We start from the raw sequence: 19,734 nt of genomic DNA, 5'->3' as shown, positions 1-19,734 counted from the left end.
AAAATATAAATAATCTCTTGACTCAATAACTCCAGATAGAGTTTTAAAGGTTATTCTAACAGTCAAATTTGTCCTAAGTGACGCCACATAAAGGCTGCCTCAGTACTCTTAAAACATAGTGGTTAACTTATCCCTAAAGTTATCCACCGTTTTTGTGGATAACTGTTGATAACGTTCTTGCTAAGTTGCGCAAACCCTTTGTTTACAGGGACTAACCGCTGTTCATTAAAACGGCATTATTGGGCAATTAGTTTTAAAAAATGCTAAAAAGAGTGGAATATAAGGTGCGATATTTTTTACTTATGCTACCGGTTGGTCAAATAAAAAACGGTCTAAAGCGACGTATTATAAATAGTGCATGACTAGGGCGTGTTGACCTTTCGTGGTTAAATTTTGTTCGAGATAAAAGCGTTTTAATCGCGGCGAGGGGGAAGTAGCCTAGTCATTCTAAGTAAATCTCCCTCAACAAAGAGTAAAACGCTTTTAGCCGAACCCTTCGGGCAGCGTTTGCTGGTCATTTCTACTACGTTATCGGCTTCTCATGTAGGCTAGCTACACATCAAAGCCTCTGTCTTGTATAAATACCCAGCAACTCGCTGCAAAAACCAGCTCGAAAGATCAACACGCCCTAAATATAATAATCTCACTTTTAGACCGTTTTAAGCGCTTGGCTAGATCTCGCTAGCGACTAACCAAAATCCTTGTTTACTGGTGCCAACAAACGTTTGATTAAGCTATTCACTACCGCGGCCAATGTGATAAACGTTAGCACGGGTAGCGCTATCCACAACATCGGGTGAAGTGAAGGTTGTAACTCGAAGCCAAAGTTCATAACGCCTGCCACGCTAAGCTCAGAACCGAGCGCTGCAATTGAGCCTGCGACTAACGCCATTAACCCGTACTCACACCAAATAGTATTGAGAATTCGCTTCTTACTCGCGCCTAATGTTCGATACAAGCGTATCTCTTGTTGTCTTTGAGATAAGCTCAATCGCAATAGAGTGAAGATAAGCAACAGCCCCGCCACCACACCTAACGCCGCAAGTACCGTTATCGACCAAACAATCTGCTTAAGCAACTCTTGGATCTTGCTACCCATCTTACGAATATCCATCAAACTCACGGTTGGGTGATTTCGAGATAGTTCGTTGAGCATCTGATTGTGTTGTTCTTCTAATCTGAAACTCACTAACCAAGTAGAAGGAATTGAACTCAAGACATCTGGAGTGAAAATGAAGTAGAAGTTTGGCTTCATTTCTCGCCACTCGACTTTGCGGATGCTATTCACCTTGGCAGAAACATTCTGGCTGTTGATTGTGAATGACAGCTCATCGCCAATCTTTAGATCCAGTTGCTCCGCGACATCCGATTCCACAGATACGCCCTGCTCTTGTGTCCAGCTGCCTTCTAACACTTCATTGTACTCGGGTAAGCTATTTCCCCAAGTGAAGTTGATCTCTCGACTTAGTGCGTCTGTTTCGCCTGAGGTATCGCTGTATTCCGACGCTTCAACACCGTTTATCGTCGTCAGTCGTCCTCGGATAATTGGAAACGCTTGAGTACGCTCTACTTCGTTTGCATCAATCGTCTCGAGATAACTGTCTTTTTCATAGCTTGCAATGTTAAGTGCAAACGCATTTGGTGCGTTCTCTGGTAAGGTTTGCTGCCAATCTGACAGTAAATCACTTCTTAGTAACCAGATGATAGACAGCAACATCAGTGAAAGCGCTAAAGAGCCAAATTGAATCCCAGTTGCTAAAGGTGTGCGATTAATTCGGCTCAATGCTAAACGCATAGAAGTCGATGTCGGCAACTTACCAACTAAACGCAGAACAAGCGTACTAACGACAGCAAGCACTAAGAACAGGCAAGCGATACCTGCTAGAACTATCCATACCAATAGATTGTCGCCATACATCAGCATCATTGGAATAATCGGTACCAGTAACAACAAATATTTCTTGTAGCTTTCATTGGACTGGTGACTTGATTGGATAACGCTGATTGCCGAGGTGTTGACCAAGCCAATTAACGGGATACCGAGAGCAGGGACACCAATTAAGATGCTTGATAAAATCGCCAAGATTGCAGGTTCAATACCATAGCTAGGAAGTGGCGTTGGTAATAAGTCGCCCAAAGGTATACGAAGCAAAAACTCCAAGCCGATACCGATGGTTATTCCCAGTACTGCACCGATAACCACTAATAGAGATACCTGTACAGACAACCATTTAACGATCCACTGCTTGCTTGCACCCAAACTCTTAAGCATCGCGATGGTTTTACGGCGACTCGCAACATAATGTTGGCAAGTGAGTACCAAAGTGGTCGCGGCCATGATCACAACAATAGCAACGGTTAACGAAAGATATTGAGTCGTGCTTTCGAACATGTCGTTAGTACGGCTCGCAGAATCTTGAGTACGCCAGCGATCGCTTGGTGTTAATTCTACGCTGTCTTGCGCGGCTTGCAGTTTTGTATCATCACCGTTTAGAAACAGCCTAAAACTAACACGACTGCCCGGTTGAATCGCTCCCGTGGCATCGATATCACTTGTATGAATCAGAACGGCTGGCATCTGTTGGAACGGGTTAAAGCTTAAGCCTGGTTCTTGAGTGATTCGTCCAGTTATCGCTAAATCGGCATCGCCAATAGTGACAATGTCACCAATTTCAACCTCTAACTGTGCAAATATACGCTCGTCTAGCCAAAGTTCACCCGGCTCAACATGGTTACTTGATGCTCTATCTGCGCCCTCTAAGATCATTTCACCGCGTAACGGGTAATTACTTTCAACCGCTTTCACCGTCACTAACTGCATCGATTTGTCACTGAATGCCATGGTTGAAAAACGAGTCAACTGAGAGCTTTCTAACTGTTCAACTTGAGTGAGGTCTAACAAGGATTGTGGAACTGGGTTTGCTGAGATAAACACGCTATCGGCAGTAAGCGCATCTTTGCCCTGCTTAACAATTACTTGCTCCATACGTTCGGCCAACGCCGACAATGCAAATACACAAGCAATAATAAGCGTTAAAGCGATTGAAACTGGCCACAATTGGCCGTGTCGAATCTCTTCGATACTCCATGAAAACAGGCGTTTATTCAGTCCGTTTGATGAATTCAATTTAGACTTCCTCTATCTGACCGACATGCATCTTGAGTGTTCTTTGGCAACGTTGTGCAAGCTTAGGATCGTGTGTCACCAACACTAACGTTGTGCCGTGGGATGAGTTCAATTCAAACAACAACTCAACAATTTTGGCTGCCGTTTGTTGGTCTAGGTTACCTGTGGGTTCATCGGCAAAAAGAATTTTTGGCTTAATCATAAATGCGCGTGCCAACGCGACCCTTTGTTGTTCACCACCAGATAGCTGCGACGGCAAGTGATCAAGCCTGTCTTTCAAGCCTACTGATTCAAGCAGAGCAGTCGCGCGTTCGATGTCTTCGTCTTCTCCCTTCAACAAACAAGGCAACGTGACATTTTGCAGCGCAGAAAGGCTTGGAATTAATAAGAAGCTTTGAAATACAAACCCTACCGATTCACTGCGGATCTTAGCCCTTGCCTCATCATCAAGTTGTGAAAGTGGCTGTCCTAATAAACTGATTTCGCCTTTCGTTGGTACATCAAGACCAGCAAGCAGCGTCATTAAGGTCGACTTACCCGCGCCAGACGTGCCGACAATCGCGACCGTTTCGCCTTCACGAATATCGATATCGACGTGCTCTAGGATTGTTAAATGTTCTTGATTAGTAGACACTGTCTTCGAAACAGCTTCTGCTTTAATGATGGATGTATGCATGACTCGACTAATTTCCTTTTTATTCTTTATTTTATTTTCAACCGCTTCTTTGGCTCAAGATACCGACTTAGATTCTAAGTTACTGGTCCTTGGTGATAGCTTGAGTGCTGGTTACAACATGGACATCAAACAGAGTTGGCCAAGCCTGTTACCAGACGCGTTAGCAAAGCATGACAAAACGGTAACCGTGGTTAACGGGAGTATTTCTGGTGATACAACGGGCAATGGTTTAGCTCGCTTACCACAATTGCTTGAAGAACATGCTCCAGACACCGTTCTTATTGAACTTGGTGCGAATGATGGACTTCGTGGGTTCCCACCTAAGCTGATGTCTGCGAATCTTGATCAAATCATTGAGCAGATAAAAGCCGCGGGCGCCAAACCTATAATGATGCAGATTAAAATCCCACCGAATTACGGAAAGCGTTATAACCAACAGTTTGAATACGTTTTTGCAGCGCTTGCTGATCAACAAAACGTGCCACTTTTGCCGTTTTTCCTAGAGCATATCATCCTCAAACCTGAGTGGATGATGAACGATGGACTGCATCCAAAACCAGAGGCTCAACCTTGGATTGCTGAATTCGTCGCCGAAGAATTATATCAGTATCTTTAAGTTTTAATGGTCTAGCTCAATAAATTTTACACAGCTTTACGTTAGCCTGAGTGCATATCACCGTTAACTGTAAGGTTATTTATGCTGATCGAACCTGTTATCAAGGGTGTGGTAGCCAAAAGCGCTCACCCTCTTGGCTGTCAAGAAGCCGTAAAGCAACAAATCAAGTTTGTTAAGAGTGCGCCGCAAATCAAAGATGGCCCTAAACGAGTACTGATTATCGGCGCTTCCTCAGGCTTTGGCCTTGCCGCTCGTATTGCCCTTACCTTTGGCGGCGCAAAAGCTGACACTATCGGCGTCTCATTCGAGCGCGGTCCAAACGAAAAATCCCTAGGTAGTGCTGGTTGGTACAACAACATCTACTTCAAAAAAGAAGCCGAACGAGAGCAACGCACTGCTATCAACATCGTTGGCGACGCATTTTCGCAAGAAACACGTTCACAAGTTGTCGAAGCCATCGAAACCTACTTCGAAGGTGAAGTAGATCTGATTATCTATAGCTTAGCTGCAGGCGTTCGTCCTAAACCAGATTCCGATGAGTTTTGGCGCTCTGCCATCAAACCTATTGGTGAAAGCGTGACTGGCGCGACCATTTCTCTGGAACACGACAATTGGGTGACCAACACACTTGATGCTGCGACGGAAGAAGAAGCCGAAAGCACACTCAAAGTGATGGGCGGCGAAGATTGGGAACAATGGATAGATGAGCTCATCAACGCTGAATCTATTGCTCCGGGTTGTAAGACAATCGCGTTTTCTTATGTGGGTCCAGAAGTCACACACCCTATTTATTTAGACGGTACATTGGGACGCGCTAAGATCGACCTTCACCAAACCAGCCACGCTCTTAACCTAGAGTTAGCTAACTTTGATGGCAACGCTTACGCGACCGTCTGTAAAGCCCTAGTCACTAAAGCGAGCGTTTTCATCCCGGGACTCAGCCCTTACTTACTTGCTTTGTATAAAGTGATGAAAGAGAAAGAGACCCACGAAGGTTGTATCCAACAAATGCAGCGTTTGTTTAGCAGTAAACTCTATGGTCAATCAAAAGTACCGCTTGATGGCGAGCGATTGATCCGTATGGATGACTGGGAACTAGACCCAGAAACCCAAGCACACGTGACTGAGCTACTAGAACAGATGGACGAAAATAACTTTCAAACCTTAGGGGATTACCAAGGGTTTAAAGAGGAATTTCTTCAATTAAATGGGTTTGCTCAACCATCGGTAGATTATAGCCAAAAACTTAATACAGAAGATTTTATAAAGTTAAAGCCTTAATCGAAAATTATCTCATTACTGAGACCCGGATTCACATTTGAAAACCTCTGCATAATTGCGGAGGTTTTTTCGTGCAACATTTCTTATACTTACTAAACGTAAGGTTCATAGTTTATTTGGTTCATCATAATTAACACAGGATGTGTTGATGCATTTAGCATAATTGACTCGGAGTCATATGAAGAAAATAAAAACGATAGACTTAGATATTCCAGACGATATGGAGTCCGGTTGGCAGAACATTGTTGACCTTTTAGCTCAAATCACTCAAGTGCCTGCCGCGCTCATCATGCGTGTTCACGCCAACTACATTGAAGTATTCTCTACTAGTCGCAGTAAAAACAACCCATACAACAAAGGCGATTCTGAAACCTTAGGCAATGGGCTTTATTGTGAAACAGTCATGGAGTCCCAACAACAACTTGTTGTGCCTAATGCCCTGGCCGATCCTGCTTGGGAAAATAACCCAGACATAAAGCTCGGTTTAGTCTCTTATTGTGGCATTCCGCTGCTTTGGCCGAATGGTGAATTATTTGGCACTATCTGCATTTTAGACTCGAAAGAAAACCACTACACCCCTACCTATATCAAGCTTTTACAGAGCTTTCGCACCTCGATAGAATCTCAGCTTAAAACCCTGTTTCAGCATGCTAAGCTCACTCAAATGAATAGAGACTTAAAAAACCGTGTTTACACTCGGACTAAAGATCTTGCGAGTCTTAATTATTCATTAAATCAAGAGATTGATAAGCGAAAAGCAGCAGAGCAAAAGATCAATTTCCAAAAGAATCATGATCTCGGTACCGGTTTTTTAAACCGAAACGCATTTGAATCTCGTTTAAACCACAAGCTACTGTCACAGAGAAGGCTGACAGACAGCTCATTTGCAGTCGTTCATATTGGTTTTACCAACGGCAGACGCATACAGGCTCGATACGGCTATAACGCGTTAGACCAGGTGCTTGTTGAATACCGAAAACGCATCGACAGTATTTCTGATATCGATGTATTAACTGCACGCCCTACTTCTGTTGACCTCGTGCTGGCGTTTAGCGTTAAAGATTTGCACCATCGCCTTGAAGAACTTTGCCAGACGCTCGTTAAAGTTGGCCATTCAGAATTCGAGATAGAAAGTGACAAAGTGCATTTGCATGCGTTTATTGGGATTGCAATTACGAACGACGAAGATGACGCGGAAAGCATTCTGCAGAAATCTTCTGAAGCGATGTTAGCGTGTAAAGATTCTGGACAAAAGTTCGCTTACTATTCTCAATCCCATACCGAAGAGCAAACTCACATTAATAAGATCGAAGGCTATTTGCTTCAAGCCGTTCGTAATGATGACCTTATGCTCTACTTTCAACCCAAAGTCTGTCCGTTGACGCATCGTTGGGTCGGTGCAGAAGCTTTGCTTCGTTGGCGACATCCTGTTTTGGGTGACATCTCTAACGAAACCCTGATCCACATGGCTGAACAAAACGGTTTGATTTTCGAAGTGGGCAGCTTTGTTTTGCGCAATGCGATTGAAAAAGCCAAAGAGTGGTCTGAATACGTCGACGATTTTAAAATGGCCGTCAATGTGTCTGCGATTCAACTTAAGAACGTGCACTTTGCGGAACAAGTGGTTCACCTACTCGAAACCTATCATCTAGAGCCCCGATTCTTAGAACTTGAAGTCACAGAGAGCGGCCTGATTGCTGATGAAGTGGTTGCCAAGAATACCTTGGAATCTCTGCATGACATTGGCGTTACATTGTCACTAGATGACTTTGGTACGGGCTACGCCTCTTTCAGTTACCTGAAGAAATTCCCATTCGATACTATTAAGATTGATAAGAGCTTCATCGACCAAATGCTTAACTCACACGAAGACTCGGAAATTGTTCGCTCTATTGTTCAAATTGCCAAAAAGCTCGACCTAAAAGTGACGATTGAAGGCATAGAATCGGAGGTTCAGGAGCAATTTATTATCAATGAAGGTTGCGATGTGGGCCAAGGTTACCTTTATGGAAGGCCAATGCCGAGCCAAGAATTCGAACACAGCTTAATCAATCAAAACTATTTGGGGACAACTCGTTACGCTTAAAGCGAAAAAGAGCAGTTAGTTTTGGATTTAGGCCTACTTTCTCTTTACTCTAAAGGTGGTGATTTTTATAATCGCCGCCTTTCTGTTTTTATCTTTCCCCTTATATAGGCATTCCTCGTTATGGATCAGTTGACTGCAAAGCTTAAAAAGCTCGAAAAACAAAACTACCGTGCATATCAACAAATTAAAGGTCAATACGACTTTGCTGATTTTGAATTACACATCGACCACATCCAAGGTGACCCATACGCGTCAGCTTCTCGTTTTCGTGCAACGCGCGCGTGGTCTTTGACCGGGTTAGATTGGCTGAAAGAAAAATCTTACGAATACCAAGTAGCCGCTCGTGACTTTATCGCACGTAGCTTTTCTGAGTTCGCGAAACAAGAATCGACCGTTTCTATCGCCCTGACGGGTCAAACCGTATTAGATAACACAGCGGTTGTATTCACAGACCACGGCATCGAAATTCGTTTCCGTATTAATCTACCAGCTGATGGTCGTAGCATTCTTGCTAAGAAAGCGAACAACATCATCACTTTCTACTTACCGAAGTTTATTCGTCGCGCGACGCTTGAGCGTGAGTTAAACATCGATGCAATGATCAAACATTGTGAAACGATTGAAGACCAAGAAGCGCTGCGTGCTCAATTGGATGAAAACAACCTAGCAGCATTCGTTGCAAACGGCAGTGTGTTACCTCGTATCGCGGGTAACTGCGACCTTCCGATGAAAGACGCGGTACCTTTCGCAGCTCCAGAATCGTTGAGTGTTACTTTAAATACTCCAAACCAAGGTGACGTGACTGGCCTAGGTATTCCAAAAGGTATCACGCTAATAGTTGGTGGTGGTTTCCATGGTAAATCGACACTATTGAACGCCGTTGAACGTTCTATCTACAACCATATTCCTGGTGACGGTCGCGAAGGCATTGTAACTGCGATTGATACGATGAAGATCCGCGCTGAAGATGGTCGATGTGTGCACAGCTTGAACCTGTCAAACTACATCAACCATTTACCAATGCAGAAAGACACGTCTGATTTCAGCACACAAGATGCGTCAGGCTCTACGTCTCAAGCAGCTTGGTTACAAGAATCGATTGAAGCCGGCGTTCAAACTCTACTTATTGATGAAGATACGTCAGCGACTAACTTCATGATTCGTGACGAGCGTATGCAAGCACTAGTGTCAAAAGGCGATGAGCCAATCACACCACTTGTTGACCGCATTGGTCAACTTCGTGAAGAGATGGATATCTCTACCATTGTTGTAATGGGCGGTTCTGGTGATTACCTAGATGTCGCGAACACTGTGATTCAAATGCACGACTACCAAGCGGTAGATGTGACTGAAAAAGCAAAAGACGTGATTGCTCAGCACCCTACTCAACGTACTAACGAATGTGAAACTGCTTTAGAAACGTTTGTCCCGCGTTCATTGAACCGTGCTTCACTGATGAACATTCTGACTGACGGTAAGTTCCGTGTTAACGCTAAAGGCAAAGAGTCACTGCGTTTTGGTAAAGAGTTTGCAGACCTTTCTGCGCTTGAGCAATTAGAATCACCGTCTGAAGTGAATGCGATCGGTTGGGCTTGGTTCCAATTCGCGCAAACTCCAGGTTGGTCAAACAACCCTGCGAAAGAGTTCAACGCTATTTTAGAAAACGAATGGCACGCTAACATGCCTAACTACGGTGACCTAGCGAAACCAAGAACATTAGATGTGATGGCTGCTCTGAACCGTATGCGTAAATCTCAGTTCAAGCCTTCGAACTGATTTCGTTAAATATCGGAATTATTGTGCTTCTAGGCTTTTGAAGTTTTAATCTTCTAATTTACAAAAGCTTCTAAGCCACTAAGTAAGCAAATTAACCTTCTACGGCTCTCATTCTGAGGGCCGTAAATTTATCTAACCTCTTTTGACCTAACCTCTAGTGTCGTCAAAACTCTTGAACTTTAGAAATTCATAAAACCAATCTTTACATCAATTACTTATCATCTTGTGCAATAAGAAAACTATAGGCGCTGTTTACTGCGATCTAATACTGTCGATACCAAGAATCATGACATAGCTTTTACAAAACCCTAGTGATATTCAGATAAAGTCCCGATTCGACAGGTGTAACCAAATGTAACAAACCCTTGAGGCTTCAATGAATCATAAACGCGTTAAGATGCGTGACCATAAAATCGAAGTGAACCTATTCAAAAACCGCGTAATCGTCGCGTTTTGTGGGATCTTGATGTTCACTCTTGTCTTAGTCGGTAATCTATACCGACTTCAAGTTGAAAATTTTAAAAGCTATCAAACTCGTGCCGATGGCAACAGAATCAAAGTATTACCTATCGCCCCTACTCGTGGACTTATTTACGACCGTAACGGCGTGTTGCTTGCAGAGAACAAGCTTGTCTTTGATCTGACGATGATTCCAGAGCAAACCGATGATGTCGATGCCATGCTCGCCAAGCTAGACAAATACGTCCCCCGTGATGCTGAGCAGATCGCTCGTTTCAAAAAACGCTATCACAACACCCGCCGTTTTAAATCTGTGACTATTCTAGAGAACTTAACGGAAGAAGAGATCGCCAAGTTCTCCGTGCACCAGTACCAGTTCCCCGGCTTATCTATCGATACCAGCTTAAAGCGTTTTTACCCGAATGGTGAGGTGCTTACCCATGTTCTTGGTTACGTGGCGCACATCAATGATAGCGATCTCAGAAAGCTTGAAGAACAAGGGATAGAAGCGAATTATCAAGCCACAACAATCATAGGTAAGCTCGGCGTTGAACGTTATTACGAAGATATCCTGCACGGCACCAAAGGTTATCAAGAAGTTGAAGTAAACAGCCGTGGCCGAATAGTCCGAACCATTGAGTATGTGCCGCCAGTAGCTGGCAAAGATATCGTGTTAAATATTGACCTTGAGCTGCAAAAATACGTCTTTGAGCAACTTGATCACCGAACTGGAAGCGCGGTTATTCTCGACCCGAAAGACAACAGCGTGTTGGCGATGGCATCCAGCCCGAGTTACGACCCTAACCTATTTGTCGACGGCATCTCGAGTAAGAACTATCAACGCTTATTGAATGATCCGGCTCACCCGTTAGTAAACCGCACTACTCTAGGCGTTTATCCTCCAGCTTCAACCGTTAAACCATTTATGGCTGTGGCAGGACTGCAAGAACATGTCATCTCTAAAGATACCATTCGTAACGACCACGGCGTTTGGAGAATTCCTGGTTCTAAACGAAACTCTAAATCGTGGCGTGACTGGAAACGTTGGGGGCACGGACCTGTCGATGTCACTCAAGCCATTGAAGAGTCAGTAGATTCATTCTTCTATCAAACTGCTTTTGATTTGGGTATTGACCGAATTTCAAGTTGGATGAACCGATTCGGGTTTGGTGAACCGACAGGCATCGATATCTATGAAGAAAGTACCGCCAACATGCCGACTCGAGAATGGAAGATGATGCGTTATCGGACTCCTTGGTATCAGGGTGACACAGTTCCGATTGGTATTGGCCAAGGTTATTGGACATCCACTCCAATGCAACTTGCTAAAGCAACGTCAGTATTGGTTAATCATGGCAAGGTGATGCCCCCTCATATCTTGAGAGCCACCTTAGATCACGGCGAAGATTTCAGTACACAACAACTTGTCGAACCGGAGCCAATGCCTTCAATCACCGAAGTACCGGATAGAATTTGGGATGTACCGATCAACGCGATGCGACTCGTAAACCATGGCAGTCGAGGTAGCGGCAGACGTGCATTTAAGGGAACTGACTACACGAGCGGCGGTAAATCAGGAACTGCACAAGTGTTTGATCTTGCGAAAGATCAGGTCTACAACTCGAAGAAACTCGCTAGGCATTTACTTGACCACGCGCTTTACACGGCTTTCGCACCGTATGAGCACCCTGAATATGTCGCAACTGTGGTTATTGAACACGGTAACGGCGGTTCAAAAGTCGGTGCGCCTTATATCCGTAAAGTACTCGACTATGCCTTTGAACATAAAAGTGGCGAGAGCAAAGATCACTCTTAGCACCAATAACTTAAGTCACTGCAGCACATAGAGTAATGACGACAAAGCCCCACTCGTGTCACACACAATGTGGGGCTTTCTGTTTTAGGCGGTTACTCAACTAGGACGCTAAAAATGCCTGTCGATTATGAGCTTCTTAATACATGCCATGCTTCACAGAGCGTCTGAAATTTTGCGGTGTTGCCCTCGTCTCTGTCTGGATGCCATCTCAACGCCAGTTGTCGCCAACGCTTTCTAATCTCATGGTGAGTCGCGTCTAAAGGTAGCTCAAACAGGTTTAACGCTCGGCTTCGGTCCATATCGAGCTCACCACCACCCACAAACTTTCTGTACCGAGTCCAAAATTCGTTTAACAGCCTTTTGACTTCGCCTTCGTCCGCTTCATAGTTAACCCAATTAATGTAGTATTCTCGAAGTGGGTCTTGATGATCGATGCTGTGACTGCTTCCGTGATAACGACCATTCATTAATTCGATGTCCATCGCTTGGACTTGTAGCCAACCATCAGGGTGTAAGGTTTCTTGAAGCTGATAAAGCGCATTCATGATAAGGAAGTTCTTTTTAAACAACTCTTTCTCAGGCACTGCATCTAACACTGGCACAAACCCAAGGTCGTTCAGGTGAGCCGCCAATGTATGAACTTTCCATCCACTTGGCTTTTGCTTAAGCACTTCCATTATCGGCCAAAGCAATGGGTTTTCCATATGGCAATGAAAGTTGGCTCTCACATTTTGATGATTCGACATAGTTGACTCAGTTAGCTTCTCTGAATTAATGGATTTGTAGAACTGTGGATACTATAAGTAAACTGTTTCGCATCCGTTGCGTATCTTCTTTAATTGAAAGCGATTTTCTACGATTTGTCGAGCTTAAGGACAAACAACTTTCTAACGCTTGGCTTAAAGACACCTTTCATCGTCAAAAACTGAGTACCATTCCGTTGAATGTAACCATTAGGGCGTGTTGACCTTTCGCGGTTAAATTTTGTTCGAGATAAAAGCGTTTTAATCGCGGCGAGGGAGAAGTAACCTAGTCATTCTAAGCAAATCTCCCTCAACAAAGAGTAAAACGCTTTTAGCCGAACCCTTCGGGCAGCGTTTGCTGGTCATTTCTACTACGTTATCGGCTTCTCATGTAGGCTCGCTACACATCGATGCCTCTGCCTTGTATAAATACCCAGCAACTCGCTGCAAAAATCAGCTCGAAAGATCAACACGCCCTAGTAATAAAGCCGCTCTTTTTTGGTCCGGATACAAAAAAGGTCAGCGATTTAGCTGACCTTTCACATCTACCCCATTTTAGGGACGAAGCATTGAACTCATTAGATAACGCCAAGCTCTCTTAGACGTTCCATTAGGTATTCGTTTGCTGTGTACTTTTCAGATAGCACTACTTCTGGTTTCGGGTGAAGGAATAGAGGCAAAGAGATACGAGACTTCTCTTGGCGTTCACCTGATGGGTTGATTACACGGTGAGTTGTCGATGGGAAGTAACCACCTGACGCTTCTTGAAGCATGTCACCGATGTTGATGATCATGTTACCGAAATCACATGGAACATCTAACCACTCGTCATTTTGAGCTTTAACTTGAAGGCCCGGTTCGTTTGCAGCAGGAAGAACTGTCAGTAAGTTGATGTCTTCGTGTGCCGCAGCGCGAATTGCACCTGGCTCTTCATCACCTTGCATTGGTGGGTAGTGAAGAACACGAAGCAGAGTCTGTTCACTGCCGTTGATCATTTCTGACAACGCAATAGAGAATTTCTCTTGTACTTCTTTAGGAGCATGAGCTTCAACCCAACCTAGCAGCTCTTGAGCAAAAGCATTCGCACGTTGGTAGTAATCTAGAATCTGTTCTTTCAGCTGCTCAGGGATTTGACCCCATGGGTATACGTGAAAGTACTCTTTGATGTCTTTTACAGTGTGGCCCTTAGCAACTTCAGACACTGAAGGTGGAAAATATCCATCTTGTGTTTCAACATTAAAGTGGAAGTTCTCTTTCTCTTCAGAGATGAAGAATTGGTACCAGTTTTCGTAAATTGACTCAACAAGCTCTTTCGGGATTGGGTGGTTCTTAAGAACACCAAAACCAGTTTCACGTAGAGAGCGAACAAATTGTTCTGCTGCGTCGTCAGCAAGGTAATCGACAGTTTCCAGTTTCATGACTTTCTTTCTTGTTATGTAGTAATAAAGCGATTTTAAGGATCGCTTTGTTGTAAATCAAACTTTTGTGAAACTCTAGCAACCGTTTGTCTAGATACTGGGCGATAACGCTACTTTTCAACAAATCTGGTGATTAAAGCCCAATTGAACACTGTTCATTATTGTGTAACACTAATAAAAACTTCGACGAGAGATCTTGATATGACAATCACGCCACTTGCTCAAAATCGACCATTACTGTCATTGACGACGCTGTATCTGATTGTGTTTCTATTTTCAGCGTTTGCTCCCTCTTCAAGAGCGGTATGGATTGCCGAAATTGTCCCAGCGCTTGCGATATTGGTGGGTATTTGGTGGTTATCAACCAAGCTCACCTTCACTAAGACAGCCTACGTTTTGATGTTTATCTGGCTGATTTTGCATACGATAGGCGCAAAATATACCTTCGCGGAAGTGCCATTTGATTGGTTCAATAACATGATAGGTTCAGAACGGAATAACTTTGACCGTGTCGCGCATTTCTCTATTGGCCTTTATGCTTACCCACTCGCTGAATACTTGATTCGTAAAAAACTGGCTCAACCGGTGCTTGCATGTTTCTTTGCCTTATTTGCGATCATGAGTGTGGCTGCAGGTTATGAAATTATCGAGTGGTGGTACGCGGAGATTGCAGGTGGTGATGAAGGTATCGCGTTCCTTGGTTCACAAGGCGATATTTGGGATGCGCAGAAAGATATGCTGTGTGACACCACGGGCGCAATTGTCTCGCTATTACTTCTTAAGTTTCAAGGGCGTGTCAAAGCTTACTAAGCTCAATTATTTACTCTGAGTATCAAAAGCAACGTTGAAATGCCACACACAAACCGTGCTGTGGCATTTTTAGTTTCAGCATTGTTTGTTCGTTTTAATATGACTGCTTATTTCACCGTGGCGGGTTATTTCATCGTTACCTTACCACCAACAAATTTGTAGGCTGGCGTACCTCGAACCAAAGTGTCTCGCGCAAATTCAATCCCGCATTCAGGGCACACACATGGCTCTGTCGTGAAATCTTCAACGATACGCTCCTTAAAACATTTCACGAGTGCACCTTTGCCACCTTTCCGATACTTAAAAAGTTGCGTTTTGCATTTGGCACAGAAAATCTGAACCGTCTTGGTCGGTTGTTTCTTGTTTGGTTTAGCCATAGAAGTTAATGATTGAACTCTTTATTTCTTAAGTTTAGGGGCGACAAGAACCAAGCTTATCCCTAGAAGTATAACGGTTGATGAGACTATAAATTGCATGGTGACAGGTTCAGATAAAAGTAATACACCACCAAGTGTCGCGATAACTGGAACAGAAAGCTGTGCAATAGACGCCACCACTGTATTCAGTTTTTTCACTACGTAATACCACAAACTATAACCCACACCAGAAGCCACAGAGCCCGATATAACCGCGTAAATTAAACCTTGTTCAGTGATAGACACTCTCGTTAACGCATTAGGAATCAAAACTAACAAGCTTAATGCCAAAAGGATAACTAGCGAGCTGAATCCAAAGTTAGCGGTGGTCGATCGCAGTGCGTTTGACGATTTCTTTCCTGCCAATGTGTAAATGCCCCACCCAATTCCGGCCAAAGACATCAAGATGATAGAAACTAAATCGGGTGCCTGTGTCGATTCCGTTGGCATTAATAAATAAACAAGCCCTGCCACAGACAACAAACATCCGCCCCACTCGATTAGTGACATTCTGTTTCCAGAAAACAAGTGCGCGGCAATCATCGTAAATTGCACTGCGACAAACAACACCAGCGCACCAAGACCTGCGCCAAGCTCTAAGTAAGCAAACGAGAAACCAAACATATACACGAGCAGTGACAGTATTGATGTTAATTGAAACTGTGATTTGAGCCTTGTGTATAGCGATGTGTTGTTTGTTAACTCACGTTTAGACTTAGATTGGGAAGATAACGTTAATAAAATCAGAAGAGTAAGCGCACCAGATAAGATGCGCACGATCGAAAAGCTCAAAGGATCAATCGTTTGATCCATTAAGGCCCAGCGACACAAAACTGAATTAGCAGCAAATGCCACCAGCGTAATAAATGTAACCATCAGAGTTTGCATCGTTTTTTCCTAAATGAGTTATTTGGTCCTAACTGAGTTTTGTTGGATTTCAATCAACGTCAGGCTTCACCCAAACTTGGCTAAAGTCGAACCAACCTAATGCATTACATTTCGCGTTTTGCAACGTACCACATTGATCTTTATTAACGCCTAACCAGCAATGGAACATTGGAATCAATTGATTGCTTTGGACAAGTTGTTTACCGAGTTGTCTTGCTGGGAATTGCTCGAATTCACCCGAACGCCAACGGTCAATCATGTGACACCATTGGTCGAAGTCCTCTGCCGGGCTAGATTCATCCAGAAAACTGTAGTCCATTAACCAACCAGCCAAGGCGTCGTCTCTGTTATTGGCGATGCCCATAGGGTTAATCCAAACATCAACATCATCGGCGTGCGGAGGATCGGTTTCGTAACCATAAAGATCAACATCGACGTTGTATTGCTTCAGCACCGTGACAATCGCCTTGGCGAGCGTTGGAAACATTGGATGTTGGCATTGATATGCCAATCTTATGGTTGGTTTGGTATTTGCTGGTGGACAAACTGGCACCTTCAATTTTATGTCATACCAACCGGGTTTTATCCCATAAGCGTGCAGCACGCCCAAATCGATAACGGTCTCTTTTGGAATATGAACAAACAGGTCCGCCGCATTCAACGCGTTAGATAAAAACTGTGCCCATGCAGGATCTTGTGCAATACCTTTCTTTCTATTGAGCAGTAAATACGTGCAGCCAGGATCGAGTTCTACTTCATCGCTATCGCCACGGTCGGCCATTACAGGTTTAGAGAGGCTTGGGTAAACCATTGAAGAATAAGCCTCATCCACCACCCAAACTTCAACGCGATCAATTAACGGTCTGAAACCAAAGTACCCATTGAAAGCGGTTAACACGAGTTGTTTCTCGTCGTTCTTTTCAATGCGATAAGGTCCCGTTCCAATCGGTCGAATATCGTAATCTTCACCACGTAAAGTGATCGGTAAAGTGACTTTGGCGACAGACTCCGTTAGCGCGAGCGGAAAATACTTGTCTGGACGTGTGAGAAAAACATCTACGACACAATTTGCAGGTGAAGAGACATCTTTGATATGAGAAAACATGTTGAGAGGTTCGAGCGCAAGAAGTGTATCCACAACATGATTGGTTAACAGAGGCTCCCCATTATGAAAGCGAACACCGGGTCTCAAGAAGAATCGCCATTGGTAATCGCTGATTTTTTGCCATGAATGAGCAAGATCGGGTTGAAGTTGGTCATTCTCATCTAGACGAGTCAACCCACTGAATACCTGACAAGCGATATGTTGCTCTGAACGACGCATCGATTTAGTTGGGTTAAGCATTGAAAGTGGTCGGTAATAAGGCAAACGAATAACTTGTTCGCCTTCTTGATACTGTACGCCCAAGTAGTTTTGAATAACTTGCGTGAGTTTAGCAGCATTGTGATCGAGCACTGACAGAGCCTGCCCAATTTTACCTTCTTGTAAATAGCGTCTTGCTAGGTTCTCGCTGACATCACAACGATTCTGTTTAAAGATAAGTTGAGATAACTTCCCTCGACCAGCTGCAGGTAACCATTCTACCCACCCTTCTTCTTCAAGCTTGTTGAGTACCATTCGAGCATTACGACGGGTACAACAGAGTACATCCGTGATGTCGTCGAGCTGAACATCAGAATCTTTACCATCGAAGTATTCAAACAGGGTTTCAAATTGAACGCGAAGTCTTGGGCTGCTCATAAAGAGGAAAACTTATTCAAAGGACATTGAATTCAGTTTCCCTATTTTATGACGTAAAATCAATATTACTGACACCATTTTATTGTGAATTATTGAGTACGACATCCTAAGATGTTATTCAATCTAAAGGGTTAAGTACTTTTACCGTAAAGGATTACATTACATCGCAACCAATTTCATTGGCGATTTCACGGAGCTGCTGTTCATCGTCTAGTTTTATCGACCATTTACACTCAGAACCGTTGGCTGAAATGACATTTGCCCCTTTTCCGATGAGTTGAATTGCATCAACTTGGGCTTGCAGCGTGACTCTGTGCTCACCATCTAAACGAACAACCAATTCATGTGCGGTTGCAATGACTTTTCCACTTTTAAACGTTATGACCATGGGCTTCTCGGGTTACTTCTTTAAATACTGATTGCTTATTCTAAATACTGATTACTTCTTCTAAAGACAAAACCAGCTTACGACTGCCTAGTCTGTTATCGCTTATGTTTCTTCACAGCAATGGTTAAGCGACTGGTACAAACTAAGCGTTGACGATCATCAGTGATATTGATCTGCCATACTTGAGTCGAGACGCCCAAGTGAATAGGCTCAGCAGTACCGATGACGTGCCCTTCACGCATTGACCTTACGTGGTTCGCATTGATATCGAGCCCAACGCAATAATAGCCTTCTGGTACGCAGAAGTTTGCAGCCAATGAGCCAAGCGTTTCTGCTAGCACAACCGATGCGCCGCCATGAAGCATACCCAGTGGTTGGTGCGTAAAGTGACAAACCGGCATGGTTGCCACCAAAGAGTTGTCATTTACTTCGGTGTAAACAATGTTGAGGTGTTCAATTAAGGTATTTTTTGAGGTCGCGTTAAAGGTATCTAGGTCAACGGGCTTTTTCCAAATACTCATGTGGGTTCCTTAATTATTGATCTTGTTATCGCGTGCATAGCTTTTTACTATATTACTGGGTGTTAGTTATCTTACAGCCCTTAGTTATTACGCAAGTTGATGTTAACATGCATAAAAACCGAATACACAGAGGATATTGTATGACGTCATGGATGAAGTTTGCCTCGCTTCTCACACTTGCAGGCCTAACCGCGTGTAGCGCTTCTCCGACAGGCAGAAACCAATTGCTGCTTTTTTCAGATAAAGACATGTCTCAGCTTGGAGCACAATCTTTTGAACAAATGAAAAAAGAACAGCCCATCAGCAAAGATGCCAAAACCAACGCTTATGTACAGTGCGTCGCGAACAGCATCACTCAATATATTCCTAAACAAGGTTTTAGTGAATGGGAAGTGGTTGTGTTTGATAGTGACCAAGTGAATGCATTCGCCCTACCTGGCGGAAAAATCGGTGTATACACAGGCTTACTCAAGGTTGCAGTCAATCAAGACCAACTCGCAACGGTTATTGGTCACGAAGTGGCACACGTTCTAGCTGACCACAGTAATGAGCGCCTGTCTCAGTCTCAAATCGCTAATACTGGCTTATCTATTACTAACGTCGCGTTAGGCGCATCAGAATACAAACAGTATCAAGGTATGACGATGGCCGCGTTAGGATTAGGCGTTCAATATGGCGTTATTCTGCCGTATGGGCGAACTCAAGAGTCTGAAGCCGATGTGGTTGGTTTAGAGTATATGGCTCAAGCAGGATTCGATCCAAACCAAAGTGTTAATTTGTGGCAAAACATGGCCAAAGCATCAGGGGGTAATCAACCGCCAGAATTGCTTTCTACGCACCCTTCCCACAGTACGCGTATTAAAGATCTACAAGGAACGATAAAAACGCTTCCTCAATCAGGGTCACCAAAACCAAATTGCAAAGCGTAATCTAAGTAAGAATCGCCTAGCTGGTGTAATACAAAAATGCCCT

General features: G+C 43.8%; 16 protein-coding genes. 7 read left to right on the top strand and 9 right to left on the bottom strand.

Going from position 1 to position 19,734, the window contains the following annotated elements:
* Positions 1-688 precede the first annotated feature (688 nt).
* Together OCV20_RS19050 and OCV20_RS19045 are read right to left on the bottom strand one after the other, a co-directional pair.
* Positions 689-3,127 (bottom strand): ABC transporter permease, encoded by a 2,439-nt coding sequence (locus OCV20_RS19050; RefSeq protein WP_086774335.1) that lies wholly within the window; start codon positions 3,125-3,127, stop codon positions 689-691.
* 1 nt (position 3,128) lies between these two features.
* Positions 3,129-3,803 (bottom strand): ABC transporter ATP-binding protein, encoded by a 675-nt coding sequence (locus OCV20_RS19045; RefSeq protein ID WP_004730959.1) that lies wholly within the window; start codon positions 3,801-3,803, stop codon positions 3,129-3,131.
* Between OCV20_RS19045 and OCV20_RS19040 the strand changes: the two genes are divergently transcribed.
* From OCV20_RS19040 to mrdA, 5 genes are all read left to right on the top strand, one after another.
* Positions 3,802-4,419 (top strand): arylesterase, encoded by a 618-nt coding sequence (locus tag OCV20_RS19040; protein WP_048608336.1) that lies wholly within the window; start codon positions 3,802-3,804, stop codon positions 4,417-4,419. The genes OCV20_RS19045 and OCV20_RS19040 overlap by 2 nt on opposite strands.
* Before the next feature lie 81 nt (positions 4,420-4,500).
* Complete coding sequence (gene fabV, locus OCV20_RS19035) at positions 4,501-5,700, top strand: enoyl-ACP reductase FabV (protein ID WP_086774334.1); 1,200 nt, start codon at positions 4,501-4,503, stop codon at positions 5,698-5,700.
* A 178-nt stretch (positions 5,701-5,878) separates the two neighbouring features.
* The gene (locus OCV20_RS19030) at positions 5,879-7,786 is read left to right on the top strand and encodes a sensor domain-containing phosphodiesterase (protein ID WP_086774333.1); all 1,908 of its coding nucleotides are present in this window, start codon (positions 5,879-5,881) and stop codon (positions 7,784-7,786) included.
* A 120-nt stretch (positions 7,787-7,906) separates the two neighbouring features.
* Entirely contained in the window at positions 7,907-9,562 is a 1,656-nt protein-coding gene (locus OCV20_RS19025) for an ABC-ATPase domain-containing protein (RefSeq protein WP_017060076.1), read from the top strand.
* Positions 9,563-9,938: 376 nt separating this feature from the next.
* Positions 9,939-11,837 carry a penicillin-binding protein 2 gene (gene mrdA / locus OCV20_RS19020; RefSeq protein ID WP_086774332.1) on the top strand — a complete coding sequence of 633 codons (1,899 nt, stop codon included), beginning with the start codon at positions 9,939-9,941 and terminating at the stop codon, positions 11,835-11,837.
* Positions 11,838-11,962: 125 nt separating this feature from the next.
* Here the strand turns inward: mrdA and OCV20_RS19015 are convergent, their stop codons facing one another.
* Positions 11,963-12,583, bottom strand: a complete 621-nt coding sequence (locus OCV20_RS19015) for a DNA-J related domain-containing protein (protein ID WP_086774331.1) — start codon at positions 12,581-12,583, stop codon at positions 11,963-11,965.
* 575 nt (positions 12,584-13,158) lie between these two features.
* Positions 13,159-13,998, bottom strand: a complete 840-nt coding sequence (locus OCV20_RS19010) for an isopenicillin N synthase family dioxygenase (protein ID WP_004730947.1) — start codon at positions 13,996-13,998, stop codon at positions 13,159-13,161.
* Positions 13,999-14,199: 201 nt separating this feature from the next.
* Between OCV20_RS19010 and OCV20_RS19005 the strand changes: the two genes are divergently transcribed.
* Positions 14,200-14,808 carry a DUF2238 domain-containing protein gene (locus OCV20_RS19005; RefSeq protein ID WP_086774330.1) on the top strand — a complete coding sequence of 203 codons (609 nt, stop codon included), beginning with the start codon at positions 14,200-14,202 and terminating at the stop codon, positions 14,806-14,808.
* Between the two features lie 125 nt (positions 14,809-14,933).
* On the opposite strand, the gene OCV20_RS19000 is transcribed toward OCV20_RS19005, so the two are convergent.
* From OCV20_RS19000 to OCV20_RS18980, 5 genes are all read right to left on the bottom strand, one after another.
* Positions 14,934-15,185: a hypothetical protein gene (locus OCV20_RS19000; protein ID WP_017067298.1), complete on the bottom strand. Its 252-nt coding sequence runs from the start codon at positions 15,183-15,185 to the stop codon at positions 14,934-14,936.
* Positions 15,186-15,206: 21 nt separating this feature from the next.
* The gene (locus tag OCV20_RS18995; RefSeq protein WP_086774329.1) at positions 15,207-16,112 is read right to left on the bottom strand and encodes a DMT family transporter; all 906 of its coding nucleotides are present in this window, start codon (positions 16,110-16,112) and stop codon (positions 15,207-15,209) included.
* 49 nt (positions 16,113-16,161) lie between these two features.
* A complete protein-coding gene (locus tag OCV20_RS18990; protein WP_086774328.1) occupies positions 16,162-17,853 on the bottom strand; it encodes an SgrR family transcriptional regulator in 1,692 nt (563 codons plus the stop codon).
* A 154-nt stretch (positions 17,854-18,007) separates the two neighbouring features.
* Positions 18,008-18,241, bottom strand: a complete 234-nt coding sequence (locus tag OCV20_RS18985) for a DUF3389 domain-containing protein (RefSeq protein WP_017064605.1) — start codon at positions 18,239-18,241, stop codon at positions 18,008-18,010.
* Between the two features lie 95 nt (positions 18,242-18,336).
* Positions 18,337-18,762, bottom strand: a complete 426-nt coding sequence (locus OCV20_RS18980) for a hotdog fold thioesterase (RefSeq protein ID WP_017060067.1) — start codon at positions 18,760-18,762, stop codon at positions 18,337-18,339.
* Positions 18,763-18,902: 140 nt separating this feature from the next.
* On the opposite strand from OCV20_RS18980, the gene OCV20_RS18975 reads away from it, so the two are divergent.
* The gene (locus OCV20_RS18975; RefSeq protein WP_086774327.1) at positions 18,903-19,691 is read left to right on the top strand and encodes a M48 family metallopeptidase; all 789 of its coding nucleotides are present in this window, start codon (positions 18,903-18,905) and stop codon (positions 19,689-19,691) included.
* The last annotated feature ends 43 nt before the right edge of the window (positions 19,692-19,734 follow it).

It is taken from the genome of Vibrio coralliirubri (assembly GCF_024347375.1).
GTDB lineage: Bacteria > Pseudomonadota > Gammaproteobacteria > Enterobacterales > Vibrionaceae > Vibrio > Vibrio coralliirubri.
This window is presented reverse-complemented; position numbering and strand designations above follow the sequence as displayed.

Bases quoted from the DNA above. Each gene is read 5' to 3' on its own strand.
- mrdA (WP_086774332.1), top strand. From the start codon at position 9,939: ATGAATCATAAACGCGTTAAGATGCGTGACCATAAAATCGAAGTGAAC.
- OCV20_RS19030 (WP_086774333.1), top strand. From the start codon at position 5,879: ATGAAGAAAATAAAAACGATAGACTTAGATATTCCAGACGATATGGAG.
- OCV20_RS18975 (WP_086774327.1), top strand. From the start codon at position 18,903: ATGACGTCATGGATGAAGTTTGCCTCGCTTCTCACACTTGCAGGCCTA.
- OCV20_RS18980 (WP_017060067.1), bottom strand. From the start codon at position 18,762: ATGAGTATTTGGAAAAAGCCCGTTGACCTAGATACCTTTAACGCGACC.
- OCV20_RS19010 (WP_004730947.1), bottom strand. From the start codon at position 13,998: ATGAAACTGGAAACTGTCGATTACCTTGCTGACGACGCAGCAGAACAA.
- OCV20_RS19000 (WP_017067298.1), bottom strand. From the start codon at position 15,185: ATGGCTAAACCAAACAAGAAACAACCGACCAAGACGGTTCAGATTTTC.
- OCV20_RS19025 (WP_017060076.1), top strand. From the start codon at position 7,907: ATGGATCAGTTGACTGCAAAGCTTAAAAAGCTCGAAAAACAAAACTAC.
- OCV20_RS18995 (WP_086774329.1), bottom strand. From the start codon at position 16,112: ATGCAAACTCTGATGGTTACATTTATTACGCTGGTGGCATTTGCTGCT.
- fabV (WP_086774334.1), top strand. From the start codon at position 4,501: ATGCTGATCGAACCTGTTATCAAGGGTGTGGTAGCCAAAAGCGCTCAC.
- OCV20_RS18990 (WP_086774328.1), bottom strand. From the start codon at position 17,853: ATGAGCAGCCCAAGACTTCGCGTTCAATTTGAAACCCTGTTTGAATAC.
- OCV20_RS19045 (WP_004730959.1), bottom strand. From the start codon at position 3,803: ATGCATACATCCATCATTAAAGCAGAAGCTGTTTCGAAGACAGTGTCT.
- OCV20_RS19015 (WP_086774331.1), bottom strand. From the start codon at position 12,583: ATGTCGAATCATCAAAATGTGAGAGCCAACTTTCATTGCCATATGGAA.
- OCV20_RS18985 (WP_017064605.1), bottom strand. From the start codon at position 18,241: ATGGTCATAACGTTTAAAAGTGGAAAAGTCATTGCAACCGCACATGAA.
- OCV20_RS19040 (WP_048608336.1), top strand. From the start codon at position 3,802: ATGACTCGACTAATTTCCTTTTTATTCTTTATTTTATTTTCAACCGCT.
- OCV20_RS19005 (WP_086774330.1), top strand. From the start codon at position 14,200: ATGACAATCACGCCACTTGCTCAAAATCGACCATTACTGTCATTGACG.